The organism is Ruegeria sp. CJ9 (assembly GCF_056536625.1).
This window is the reverse complement of record NZ_JBQFPY010000003.1, coordinates 99,868-112,251: the sequence shown is the minus strand read 5'-3', so window position 1 is coordinate 112,251 and position 12,384 is coordinate 99,868. Positions and strand designations below refer to the sequence as shown.

Below are 12,384 nucleotides of genomic sequence, written 5' to 3'. Positions count from 1 at the left end.
CCATGTTGATTGTCACAGACCTGAGCGTTCAGCGGGGACGCCGCACGATCCTAAGCAATCTGTTTTTCTCAGCCCAGCCCGGACAGGTGACTGCTGTTGTCGGCCCGTCGGGGGCGGGTAAATCTACCTTGTTGGCCGCGCTGACCGGCGATCTGGACCATGACGGGGCCGTTACGTTGAACGGTCGGGATATCGCGCGAACCAGCGCTGCTGAGCTATCCGACATTCGTGCCGTCTTGCCACAAGCGACTCCGATGAGCTTTCCTTTCACCGTGTTAGAGGTGATCCGCATGGGGCGTATGCGCAGGGCTATGGACGACCGGATTGCCCTGCAAGCGCTGACCCGTGTTGGTTTGGGTGGTTTTGAAGGGCGGTTCTATCAGGAACTGTCAGGGGGTGAGCAGCAGCGTGTTCAACTGGCCCGCGTTCTGGTGCAGGTGTGGCAACCGACCGGGCCGACAGGGTCGCGCTGGTTGTTTCTGGACGAACCCGTTTCCAGCCTGGATATCGGCCACCAATTGCAGGTGATGCAAATTGTTCGGGATTTCGCGGCCAGCGGCGGCGGGGTGGTCATGGTGATGCATGATCTGAACCTGACGGCCATGTGTGCCGACAATGTGATTCTACTGTCGGATGGGCAAATCCTCAGCCAGGGCACGCCGGTGGATACATTGTGCGACGATTTGCTCAGTCAGGCGTATGGCTGCCGTATTGCGGTCAATTGTGCCCCTGAAACAGGAGTCTACCTTTTACCGCAGGTGGCCGGGCTTTGATCACGCTTCGCGGTTCGGCGCTGTTGAATTAGATTTAAGTTGTAGTTTGTCGGATTATCGATATTAGAAAGGCTAGGCATGGAGTTTTGGATAGATTATCGATAAAATGGAAAACACCTCCCCCACTTGGACCCGCGAGGCGGCGCAGGCCGTATATGATCTTCCCCTGATGGATTTGCTGTTCCGCGCGCAGACCGTGCATCGCGAGAATTTCGATCCCAACAAGATTCAGACCTCCAAGCTGTTGTCGATCAAGACAGGTGGTTGTGCCGAAGATTGTGCCTATTGCTCGCAATCGGCGCGTAACGGCTCGAAGCTGTCGGCCTCGAAACTGATTGAGGTTCAGCGCGTGCTGGCCGAGGCCCGCAAGGCCAAGGATGGTGGTGCTACCCGGTTCTGCATGGGCGCGGCCTGGCGTGAACCGAAAGATCGCGACATGGATGCGCTGGTGGCCATGGTCGAAGGCGTTCGCGAGATGGGCATGGAGACTTGCATGACACTGGGCATGCTAGACGACAACCAGGTGTTTCGCCTGCGTGACGCCGGCCTGGACTATTACAACCACAACATCGACACGTCCGAGCGGTATTACCCCGAAGTGATCACCACCCGCACCTTTGCCGACCGGATCGATACAATGACCCGCGTGCAAGAAGCCGGGATCAAAGTGTGTTCCGGCGGTATCCTGGGGATGGGTGAAGAGGTCGGCGACCGTGTCGATATGTTGGTCACACTGGCCAATATGGGACCCGCACCTGAATCAGTGCCGATCAACATGCTGATGCCGCAGGAAGACACACCGCTGGCGGACGCCAAGCCGATCGATCCGATCGAGTTCGTGCGTGTGATCGCCACCGCCCGTATCATGATGCCGAAATCCTATGTTCGCTTGTCTGCCGGACGCAGCGACATGACCGATGAGCATCAGGCCATGTGTTTCCTGGCCGGGGCGAACTCGATCTTTGTGGGGGAAACGCTGCTGACGGCAGAGAACCCGGAAGAAGACACCGACGCGATCCTGTTTGCCAAGCTTGGGCTGCAAGCCGAAACCGTGGCCGGGCAAAGCTGTGCGGAGGCTGCTGAATGAAAGCATTGGGTCGCATGAACTCGATGCTTGAAACATTAGGCGCCCGGCATCGTCGCCGGGTGCTGACCCCGAGGCGTGGACTGGACTTTGCCTCGAATGATTATCTGGGTCTGTCAGAATCTGCATGGCTGCAAGGTGCCGCGCAAAAGGCGCTGGATCGCGGTGTGCCGCTGGGATCGGGTGGGTCGCGGTTGCTGCGCGGCAATCACCCGGAACATGAGGCGTTGGAGTCTGAGGCCGCCGCGTTTTTCGACGCCGAGGCCGCCTTGTTCATGGGCGGCGGGTTTCAGGCCAATCAGGCGATTTTTTCGACCCTTCCCGCCGGCGGTGATCTGATCCTGTATGACGATCTGGTTCATGCCAGCGCTCATGAAGGAATGCGTATGGGCCGGGCCGACACGCGGGCCTTTGCTCATAACGATGTGGCCGACGCACGCCGTGTTATTGCCGACTGGCTTTCCGCAGGAGGGTCCGGTCAAATCTGGATTGCCGTGGAAAGCGTTTATTCGATGGAGGGTGATCTCGCGCCCCTGAACGCGCTGTCCGATCTGGCTGTGGAGCAGGAAGCGGTGTTGGTCGTGGACGAAGCCCATGCAACCGGTGTTTTCGGCCCACACGGCAAAGGACTGGCGCATGGGTTGAAGACCGAAGTGCTGACATTGCATACCTGCGGTAAGGGTCTGGGCGTTTCGGGCGGACTGATCTGTGGCCCACGGCTGATGATCGACGCGCTGATCAACAGGGCACGGCCGTTCATTTTTGCGACCGCGCCATCTCCGTTTAACGCGGCCCTGGTGCGGGCTGTACTGGCGCATTTGCAATCAGACACCGGACTGACCGAGGCGGCGAACGCTCGAATACATCATGCCCATGCCGAAGCGCGCCGGAACGGCGTGTCGCCGGGTGCGCTGAACAGTCAGATCATCCCCGTCATTCTTGGGGACGAAGCGCGCACGATGCAGACGGCCGCAGCCCTGCAGTCGCAAGGCTTTGACGTGCGCGGCATTCGCCCTCCTACGGTTCCGCGCGGCACATCGCGGCTACGGGTTTCGATTACAGGCAATGTTTCACAGGCCAATATTACCGCCTTGTTCGAAACCCTAGCGCATCAACAAAGCGAGGCCGCATGAGCCCTGTCATCGTAGTCGGAACGGATACGGGCATCGGGAAAACTGTCTTTGCAGCGGGCCTGACAGCAGTCCTTGGCGCGCGGTATTGGAAACCTGTGCAGTCGGGGCTGGAAGAGGCCACAGACTCGGAAACCGTCAAGGCCCTGACCGGGGCCGAGGTGCTGCCCGAGGCGTATCGGTTGAACATGCCTGCCTCGCCACATCTCTCGGCCGAGGATATGGGGATTGAAATCGACCCGGCCCGCCTGACCTTGCCGCCGGTGCCCGGCCCACTTGTGGTTGAAGGCGCGGGCGGGTTGATGGTGCCGCTGAACCGTCAGGTCTTTTTCCTGGATGTGATTGCGCAGTGGCAGGCCCCGATTGTGCTGGTGGCGCGTACCGCACTGGGTACGATCAATCACACGACCCTGTCCCTGATGGCATTGCGCAATGCAGGGTGCAAAGTGATTGGTGTGGCCTTTGTTGGCGACCCAGAGCCGGACGTGGAACAGACCATCGCCGAAATGACCAATATCCGCCATTTGGGCAGGCTGCCCTTCGTCGAAAACCTTTCACGCGAAACTCTGTCTAACGCATTTTCTGCCATCGACATTGACGCGATCCGAGGTGCCTTATGACACCGCTGGAGTTTGATGCCCGCCATCTGTGGCACCCTTACACAAACGTGCTGGAACCCGGCCCGATGCACTTGATCACGGGGGCAGATGGGGTTTGGCTGACGGCTGAGGATGGCACACAGATGATCGACGCCATGTCGTCCTGGTGGTGCGCGGTGCACGGGCATCGTCACCCGGCCATCATCGCAGCCATGCAGTCGCAGTTGGATCGGATGCCGCATGTGATGTTTGGTGGGCTGACACATGAACCCGCGATTGAACTGGGCCGGAAAATGATCGGGCTTTTGCCCGACGGGCTGGATCGCATTTTCTACAGCGACAGCGGGTCGGTCGCCATCGAAGTAGCCCTGAAAATGGCGGTGCAGTACCAAATGGCGCAGGGTCGCAAGGGGCGAACGCAGTTTGCCACCATCCGCGGCGGCTATCACGGCGACACCTGGAAAGCGATGAGCGTATGCGACCCGGTCAACGGAATGCACGGGTTGTTTGCGGGCGCCCTGTCCGTTCAGCATTTCCTGCCGCGCCCACAGATCGCCTTTGGTCAGGACTGGTCCGAGGATGGTGACCTGAACGGGCTGAATGCACTGGAACAGTTGCTGGAGGCGAAAGCTGACCAGATCGCGGGGCTGATCCTTGAACCTGTGGTTCAGGGGGCAGGGGGGATGTATTTCTACCACCCGACCTGGCTGCAGCGCGCCCATGAGATGTGCAAGGCACATGACGTGCTAGTCATCTTCGATGAGATCGCCACTGGCTTTGGCCGCACCGGTGAGCTGTTTGCCCTGCACCATGCCGACATTGTGCCAGATATTCTGTGCGTGGGTAAGGCGCTGACAGGTGGGCATATCACGTTGGCGGCCACGGTCACCACCGAAACCGTCGCACGACGGATTGGGGAAAGCGAGGCCGGCGTCATGATGCACGGGCCCACCTATATGGCTAACCCGCTGGCCTGCGCGGCGGCGGTGGCCAGTCTGGAACAACTCTCGGCCCGCGATTGGCGGTCGGAAGTGGCGGGTATCGCTGTGCAGATGACGCAGGAGCTGGCTCTGGCGCGCAACTTGCCCGGCGTGGCGGATGTGCGCGTCTTGGGTGCCATCGGTGTTATCGAGATGGAAGGCCGGGTCGACCCGTCGGTGGCGCATGGGTTGGCATTGGAAACCGGCGTCTGGCTGCGACCGTTCGCGCGCAACATCTATTGCATGCCGCCCTATATCATCTCATCAGATGAGCTAAGCCGCGTAACCTCGGCCATGGTATCGCTGGTTCGAGGGATGTCATGAAACAGCGCTGGTTGTCCCGCTCAGGCACGGCCGAGGTGCTTTTGGTCTTCGGGGGCTGGGCCCTTGGCCCGGGTCCTTTCGAAAGCCTTGAGGGCAATACGGATGTCTTGTTCGTCGACGACTATATCCGTTTGGATAACCCACTGAGCGAGTTGTCAAACTATGACAGGGTCACCCTGATCGCGTTCTCGTTTGGCGTGGCCTCGGCCGCGCATTGGTTGGCACAAACGGGGGTGCGGCCAGATCGGCTGATCGCGGTCAGCGGCACTTTGCATCCCGCCGATGTCGAACGCGGCATCGCGCCGGACATGATCCGGGCCACGGCCGATCAACTCAGCACCGCCAGCTTTGCCAAGTTCTGCCGCCGAGCTGGGCTGGAAGGTCCGGCGCCCGAAATAGATATCGACACGGCAAAAGCAGAGTTGCACGCGGTGATCGAACGAGGCCCGGCATCCGATCCCGGGTTCGACCGGATTTGGATGCCGCTGAGGGACCGGATCATTTCCACATCCGCCCAAAAGGCAGCGTGGGTTGATCAACAAGAAGCAGTCCGAACTGTTCCAACCGCGCATATACCCTTTGCCAACGGTCAGAACTGGCAGGAGTGGATCGCATGAATGCCCAGATGACCAGCCGCGTCCAGCGTAGTTTTAGCCGCAGTTTCCGCTCGTACCACGAGGCTGCCAACCAACAGGCGCGGATAGCTGAGCGATTGGCGAAGGATTTGCAACGTGACGGTGCTCCGACGCATTTTGCGTCCGGATTGGAGTTTGGCTGTGGCACCGGTCATTTGACCCAAAGGCTTTGCGCGCAGTTCGCGTTTGGTGGTTTGATCGTCAACGATCTGTCACCCGAGGCATATGAGACCGCCGCGTCCTTTGGTGCAGGATTTCTGTGTGGTGATGCGGAAACGGTCGCATGGCCTGCGAAACCGGATCTGATTGCCTCGGCGTCAATGATCCAGTGGTTGCCCGATCCCGCCGCGTTCCTGCACCGGGCCGCGCAGGCGCTGGCCCCCGGAGGCTGGCTGGCGGTTTCCGGTTTTGGCCCGCTGCAATATCAGGAACTGGTGCAGATTGGATCGGCGGCGAAGGCGCCCGGCCTTTGTGGACCGGAGGTTTTGGCCGCTGCTGTCGAAGGTATTCTGAACGTCGTCAGTGCCGGAGAATCCAAACAGCAGATGCAGTTTTCCTCTCCTCGCGACGTGCTGGACCATCTGCGCAGAACCGGAGTGAACGGGCGCGCGCAGAAGCCGTGGACAAAGTCGAGCCTGCTTTCCTTCAATAATGACTATGTTCGGCAGTTTGGCGGCAAGGACGGGGTTCCGTTGACCTATCACCCGACCTGGATCATCGCCCGGAAACCCGACTGATCCCGCCTAAGGCAGGCGGGTCAGGTGGCGCTGCATAACCGAATGCGCCTTGGCCGCATCGCGATCCTTGATGGCGGCCAGAATTGCAGCGTGATCCGGATCGGCGCGCGGTCGCCATTTGGCGGTGTACAGGTTGTTGAAATGCCACGTGTACAGCACTTGCAGGTTCCTGATCTCGTCAATCATGCGCGGCATGTTGCAGGCCGCGATGACGGCCATATGAAAACGCTGATTGGCGTCTTCCCAATCTTCAGCAGTTTGGGCGCTGTCGCAGTCTTCGTGTACCTGTTCTATCTGGGCAATCTGCTGGGCCGTCAGGTTTGGAACGGAATGTAGCAAGGCCACCGGTTCAAGCGCGCGTCGCATCACGCGCAGCTCTTGAATGGCGTTCTGGTCCATTGGCGCCACGCACATACCTCGGCGTGGTACAGCGACGGCCAGTCCTTTTGATGCCAGGTTCAGCAGCGCCTCGCGTACAGTGACCTGGCTGACTCCGAACTCACGCGCGATCAGGTCCTGCCGCAGCTTTTCGCCGGGTTTCAATGCGCCACGGACAATCCTGGTCAACAGTTTCTGCGCAATGTCATCCGATTTTTTGATCTGCTGCTCAGACACCTGAACTCCGTCGCTTTGGTCATATGATCAGACGATTATCGCTCTGCAAGGTGATGGGCAACAGGTGATGGTTGTCGTCGCAACAGCTTGGTCGTTAACTCTGCCACGCTTGACGATACAAAACCCGGCAAGTCCTGTCGCAACTCAAATGACCTTGCGGCAAAAACCGTTGGAAACCAACTGGCAGCTTTCACAAATGCGGTGGGTGCGGATAGGGTACCCGCAGAGGCAACGTAGTGTTGCAACGTTCTGAAAAGGGACCGTCATGGACTTTGCCCCATCGCCACGCGCTGCGGAAATCCGCGAGCAGCTGAAACGCTTTATGCAGGCGCATATCTACCCTCGCATCCGTGCTCATAAGGAAGAGATTGAAGCAGGCAAATTCCCGGTCTCATTCATGGAAGACCTCAAGGCGCTGGCCCGGGCCGAAGGGCTGTGGAACCTGTTCCTGCCTTCCTTGCGCGACGATGAACCCGGCACCCGGCTGAGCAATCTGGAATACGCCCCGCTGGCCGAGTTGATGGGGCAGGTCAGCTGGTCCTCTGAGGTGTTCAACTGCAATGCGCCGGACACCGGCAATATGGAGCTGTTGCACATGTTCGCCATGCCCGAGCAGCGCCAAGAATGGCTGGTGCCATTGCTGAACGGCGAAATCCGTTCGGCCTTTGCGATGACGGAACCGGATGTGGCCAGTTCGGACGCGACAAACATCACCACCTCGATCCGGCGCGAGGGGGATGAATATGTCATCAACGGGCGCAAGTGGTTCATCACCAATGCCTGCCATCCGAACACCAGAATGTTCATTGTCATGGGCAAGACCGATCCCAATGCCGACAGGCATAAACAGCAAAGCATGGTGATCGTGCCCAAAAACACATCCGGCCTGGAGATTGTCCGAAACCCCACGATCCTGAATATGCATGACCCCGAAGGCCATGCCGAGCTGCTGTTCAAGGATGTACGCGTGCCGGTCGGCAATCTTCTGGGCGAAGAAGGCAGCGGGTTTGCTCTGGCGCAGGCGCGGCTGGGGCCGGGACGTATCCATCACTGTATGCGCTCAATCGGGGCCGCAGAGATGGCGTTGTCGCTGATGGTTGAACGCGCGCAAGAACGGAAAACCTTTGGCAAGCAACTATCAGACCAAGGCGTAATCCGGGAATGGATCGCGAAATCGCGGCTTGAGATCGAACAGGCACGTTTGCTGACCCTGCAGGCTGCGTGGAAGATTGACCAGGTGGGCGCCAAGGCGGCGCGGCGTGAGATTTCCCTAATCAAAGTGGTGGCACCCAATGTGCATGCCGCCGTGACCGACCGCGCAATGCAGGTCTTTGGTGCCATGGGGATGACGCCGGATACGCCGCTGGCCGACAGCTATACATGGGCGCGGGCATTGCGATATGCGGACGGCCCGGACGAGGTGCATTTGCAGGCCATCGCGAAACAAGAGATCAAAGAGTCAAACTTCGGGATGTCAGCGCAATGGCTGACTCCGCCGCCGCGCTGAACGCTTACTTTCCTTTCCAGACCGGGTCGCGTTTTTCCGCAAAGGCGCGCGCGCCTTCCAACTGATCTTCGCTGGCATACAGCACATCTACCGTGCGCAACTGGCGCTTGGTGATGCGGTTCATGGCATCCTGGAACTTACTGTCCTCGGCGTCGCGCACGACCTCTTTGATCGCGGCGTAAACCAGAGGAGGGCCCGAGGCCAGCAGCCGCGCCAGCTCCCATGCGCGGGCCATCAGCTGATCTGCGGCGATGATCTCATTCACCAGACCCCAGCGGTTGGCTTCTTCGGCATCGAACCAGCGCCCGGTCAGCAGCAGCTCCATCGCGATATGATAGGGGATACGCTTGGGCAGTTTGACGCTGGCCGCATCCGCAACCGTGCCCGAGCGGATTTCGGGCAGGGCGAATGTGGCATGTTCGGCCGCCAGAATCATATCAGCCGACAGGGCCAGTTCCAAACCGCCGCCACAGGCGATCCCGTTCACCGCTGCGATCACCGGCTTGTTCAGATCGCGCAGTTCTTGCAGGCCGCCGAACCCGCCAACGCCGTAATCGCCGTCAACTGCATCGCCATCGGCAGCGGCTTTCAGATCCCAGCCGGGGCAGAAGAACTTTTCGCCCGCGCCTGTCAGAATGGCGACGCGTAATTCGGGGTCATCGCGAAATTCGGCAAAGACCTCACCCATTCTGCGGCTGGTGATCAGGTCGATAGCATTGGCCTTGGGCCGGTCCAGCGTCACCTCAAGGATCGCTCCGTCGCGTCGGGTTTTGATCGGGTCCATGTCTCAGGCCTTTCTAATCAGGGCATCCACTGCAACCGCCGTGTCGGGCGTGCAGAGAAGCGGGTTAATTTCGACCTCGCCAAGCGTGTCGGCATTTTGCATGACATAGGCCTGAACGGCCTGAATTGCGGTGATGATCGCATCCATATCAGCGGCAGGTTGGCCGCGATAGCCCGCAAGTAACGGGGCTATTTTCAACTTGGCCAGTGCGGCGCGGATATCGTCGGATGTGCTGGGTACCAACAGTGACGCGGTATCGCGTAGCACTTCGGTCAGCACACCGCCTGCGCCCAGCGTCAGGACGAACCCATGCGCCGGATCGCGGACGACGCCGATTAAAAGCTCGACTACGGTACCGGTGATCATCTCTTCGATCAGCACCTCGTCCGTCCCGATATCGGCGGCCACATCGGCCACGTCGTCAACCTGGACGCCAAGGCATACTGCGCCGTGTTCGGATTTATGGGCCAACCCGATGCCTTTGATGGCAAAGGGCGCGGTCATATCCGACGCCGCAGCGCGTGCTTCGTCAGCGCCCCGAACTGTGCGGTTCTGAGGGACGCGCAAGCCACACACTTCCAACGCTGATTTCGCCTCGGCCTCGGTCAATGTACGCGTTGCCTCGATCGTGCCGGGCAGGCAAACTACGGCCTCGGCGGGTGCTTTGATCTGACCCGCTGCACGGGTGGCGCTAAGCGCTTCTTGCAGACCCATAAGAGGGGCTACGCCACCGGCCATAAGGTCTTGCGCGATGTCCTGGGGCAGAAGTTCAGGCAGAGTTGCCGCGATAGCGAAACGAGCTCCGGTCTCGGCCCGCACTTTCAGCGCCGCTCGCGATGCGCAGGCCCAATCTGTCGGATCAGTGGTCGGGTAATCGACGATCGAGAAGGTCAGGTCGATATCGTCGCCTGTCATTCCCGACCACGCCCGCGTCATCGCACCCTCATCGCGCCAGATATAAGTGTGGTAGTCCAGCGGGTTATTCAAAGCGACCATCGGACCAAGCGCATCACGCAGTTGGGTTTTCTTGTCGTCAGTCAACTGAGGGAAACTCAGACCAGTGCCAATGGCCATATCGGCGATCAAGCTGGCCTCGCCCCCCGAGCAACTGATCGAGGCGATGTTGCCACCCGGCAATGGCCCGTAGCAGTGCAACAGTTTCAGCGTTTCCAGGAAATCAGGCAAGGCAGACAGGCGCGGTATGCCCAACCGCTCCAGCAGCGCCTGCGCCCCGGCGTCGCTGCCTGCCAGAGACGCGGTGTGCGACACGGTTGCCGCCTGCGCCTGTTCCGACGCGCCGACCTTGAGCGCTATCAGGGGGATGCCCTTTGCATGCGCCTTAGCGGCTAGCGCCTCCCACTGTCGGATATCCTTGAACCCTTCGATATGTAGGCCAACGGCGGTCACGCGCGGGTCGTCGATCAGGGCCGAGGCAATCTCGGCCTGACTGGTTTGAGCCATGTTTCCGCAAGTCACCATATAGGCAATCGGCAGCGCGCGTTTCTGCATCGTCAAGTTGATCGAGATGTTCGAGCTTTGCGTCAAGATCGCAACGCCCTTGTCTACCGGCGTTGCACCATGCTGATCCGGCCATAGCAGCGCCCCGTCGAGCGCGTTGATGAAGCCGTAACAATTCGGTCCCAGAATGGGCATGTCTCCTGCGGCGGCTAGCAGCTGCTCCTGCAGGTCCGCGCCGGTGTCATCTTCGGCCACTGCTTCGGAAAAGCCCGAGGCGAAGCATACCGCCCCACCGGCACCCATGGCGGACAGCGTCTGTACCGCCTCAATCGTGGCGTGTCGGTTGATGCCGATGAAAACGGCATCCGGGGCCTGTGGCAAGTCTTCCAGACGGGCGAAAACCGTGTGCCCTGCGATGTCACTTGCCTTGGGATGGACCGGCCAGACCTGGCCGGCATAGCCCATGCGTTCCGATTGCAGGATGACCTGCTGACACCACGCGCCACCGCCGATAACGGCAATGGATTTCGGGCGTAGCAGCCGGTTCAGATCTTTGCTCATCTTCAGGCGCCCAAGGGACGCAGCAGATCGCGGCTGATGATGTGGCGCTGAATCTCGCTGGTGCCGTCCCAGATACGTTCAACTCTTGCATCGCGCCAGAACCGTTCGATCGGGAAGTCATCCATCAGACCCATGCCGCCGAAGATTTGCAGTGTGGTATCGGTCACCCGCGCCAGCGTCTCGGAGGCATAGAGCTTGGCCGAGGCGATCTCGCGGTTCGATGGCAAGTTCTGGTCCAGTCGCCACGCGGCGGCGAGGGTCAGCCAGTCGGCAGCGTCAATCTCGGTGATCATGTCGGCGATCTGAAAGCCGACGCCCTGAAACTTGCCGATGGGTTGGCCGAACTGCTTACGCTCGGCCGCATAGTTCAGCGCATAGTCAAAGCACCGGCGCGCACGCCCGACTGAAAAGGCCGCGACCGTCAGCCGGGTAGCATATAGCCATTCGTTCATCACCGCAAAGCCACCATCGACTTCGCCGAGGACCTGCGCATCGGGCAGGCGGCAATTGTCGAAATAAAGGATGTAGTTCTTGTAACCTTTATGGCTGACCGAGTTATAGCCCTCGCGAACCTCGAACCCCGGCGTGCCGCGATCCACGAGAAAGGTGGTGATCCGCTTCTTTGGACCTTTCGGGGTCTCATCGACCCCGGTTGCGATGAAGACAATGAAGAAATCCGCGTGTTCCGCGCCCGAGATGAAGTGTTTCGAACCATTGACGACCCAGTCCCCGCCATCGCGCACGGCCTGGCATTTCATGCCCCGCACGTCCGACCCGGCATCCGGTTCGGTCATCGCCAGCGCGTCCATTCTTTCACCACGCACGGCGGGCAGAAGATAGCGCTCGCGCTGATCATCGTTGCAGGCCATCAGGATGTTTTGCGGACGGCCAAAGAAGTGGGTCAGCGCCATGGAACCGCGGCCCAATTCACGTTCGACCAATGTGAAATCCAGATGCGACAGACCAGCGCCGCCGACTTCTTCGGGGAAGTTGCAGGCGTAAAAGCCAAGGTCGATACACTTCTGTTTGATCTCTTCGCCCAGCTCTGATGGCACGGTTCCGCTGCGCTCGACCGCGTCTTCGTGGGGGTAGATCTCTTTCTCGACAAAGCTGCGGACCGTTGAAACGATCATTTCCTGTTCTTCTGACAGACCGAATTGCATGGCGCGTGTTCCCTGGCTGGTGGTTGACGAATGA

General features: G+C 59.9%; 12 protein-coding genes. 8 read left to right on the top strand and 4 right to left on the bottom strand.

All coding sequences use genetic code 11. From position 1 onward, the window contains the following. Positions 1 to 2: 2 nt before the first annotated feature. The 7 genes from ACR0AJ_RS08640 to ACR0AJ_RS08610 all read left to right on the top strand — a co-directional run bounded on the left by ACR0AJ_RS08640 (position 3) and on the right by ACR0AJ_RS08610 (position 6,262). Positions 3 to 773, top strand: coding sequence for a heme ABC transporter ATP-binding protein (locus ACR0AJ_RS08640; RefSeq protein ID WP_480740605.1), 771 nt, complete (start codon positions 3 to 5; stop codon positions 771 to 773). 106 nt (positions 774 to 879) lie between these two features. After that, positions 880 to 1,860: a biotin synthase BioB gene (gene bioB / locus ACR0AJ_RS08635; protein WP_170349946.1), complete on the top strand. Its 981-nt coding sequence runs from the start codon at positions 880 to 882 to the stop codon at positions 1,858 to 1,860. Next, on the top strand, positions 1,857 to 2,990 hold the full coding sequence (locus tag ACR0AJ_RS08630) for an 8-amino-7-oxononanoate synthase (protein WP_480740604.1): 1,134 nt from the start codon (positions 1,857 to 1,859) through the stop codon (positions 2,988 to 2,990). Before bioB ends, ACR0AJ_RS08630 begins: the two co-directional genes overlap by 4 nt. Further along, positions 2,987 to 3,607 (top strand): dethiobiotin synthase, encoded by a 621-nt coding sequence (gene bioD, locus ACR0AJ_RS08625; protein WP_170349944.1) that lies wholly within the window; start codon positions 2,987 to 2,989, stop codon positions 3,605 to 3,607. Before ACR0AJ_RS08630 ends, bioD begins: the two co-directional genes overlap by 4 nt. Continuing rightward, positions 3,604 to 4,890, top strand: a complete 1,287-nt coding sequence (bioA, locus tag ACR0AJ_RS08620; RefSeq protein ID WP_480706028.1) for an adenosylmethionine--8-amino-7-oxononanoate transaminase — start codon at positions 3,604 to 3,606, stop codon at positions 4,888 to 4,890. Before bioD ends, bioA begins: the two co-directional genes overlap by 4 nt. Continuing rightward, positions 4,887 to 5,507: a pimeloyl-ACP methyl esterase BioG family protein gene (locus ACR0AJ_RS08615; RefSeq protein ID WP_170551998.1), complete on the top strand. Its 621-nt coding sequence runs from the start codon at positions 4,887 to 4,889 to the stop codon at positions 5,505 to 5,507. Before bioA ends, ACR0AJ_RS08615 begins: the two co-directional genes overlap by 4 nt. Then, positions 5,504 to 6,262, top strand: coding sequence for a methyltransferase domain-containing protein (locus ACR0AJ_RS08610; RefSeq protein WP_480740601.1), 759 nt, complete (start codon positions 5,504 to 5,506; stop codon positions 6,260 to 6,262). The genes ACR0AJ_RS08615 and ACR0AJ_RS08610 overlap by 4 nt, the downstream gene beginning before the upstream one ends. Positions 6,263 to 6,268: 6 nt before the next feature. On the opposite strand, the gene ACR0AJ_RS08605 is transcribed toward ACR0AJ_RS08610, so the two are convergent. Continuing rightward, on the bottom strand, positions 6,269 to 6,877 hold the full coding sequence (locus ACR0AJ_RS08605) for a GntR family transcriptional regulator (RefSeq protein ID WP_170349940.1): 609 nt from the start codon (positions 6,875 to 6,877) through the stop codon (positions 6,269 to 6,271). A gap of 265 nt (positions 6,878 to 7,142) precedes the next feature. On the opposite strand from ACR0AJ_RS08605, the gene ACR0AJ_RS08600 reads away from it, so the two are divergent. Then, positions 7,143 to 8,384, top strand: a complete 1,242-nt coding sequence (locus ACR0AJ_RS08600; RefSeq protein ID WP_480647306.1) for an acyl-CoA dehydrogenase family protein — start codon at positions 7,143 to 7,145, stop codon at positions 8,382 to 8,384. 4 nt (positions 8,385 to 8,388) lie between these two features. On the opposite strand, the gene ACR0AJ_RS08595 is transcribed toward ACR0AJ_RS08600, so the two are convergent. From ACR0AJ_RS08595 to ACR0AJ_RS08585, 3 genes are read right to left on the bottom strand one after another with little or no spacing between them, the layout of a single operon-like run. After that, positions 8,389 to 9,168: a carnitinyl-CoA dehydratase gene (locus ACR0AJ_RS08595; protein WP_480647304.1), complete on the bottom strand. Its 780-nt coding sequence runs from the start codon at positions 9,166 to 9,168 to the stop codon at positions 8,389 to 8,391. A 3-nt stretch (positions 9,169 to 9,171) separates the two neighbouring features. Then, complete coding sequence (locus tag ACR0AJ_RS08590) at positions 9,172 to 11,187, bottom strand: acetate--CoA ligase family protein (RefSeq protein WP_480740598.1); 2,016 nt, start codon at positions 11,185 to 11,187, stop codon at positions 9,172 to 9,174. Between the two features lie 2 nt (positions 11,188 to 11,189). Further along, positions 11,190 to 12,350: an acyl-CoA dehydrogenase family protein gene (locus tag ACR0AJ_RS08585; protein ID WP_170349936.1), complete on the bottom strand. Its 1,161-nt coding sequence runs from the start codon at positions 12,348 to 12,350 to the stop codon at positions 11,190 to 11,192. Between the last annotated feature and the right edge of the window lie 34 nt (positions 12,351 to 12,384).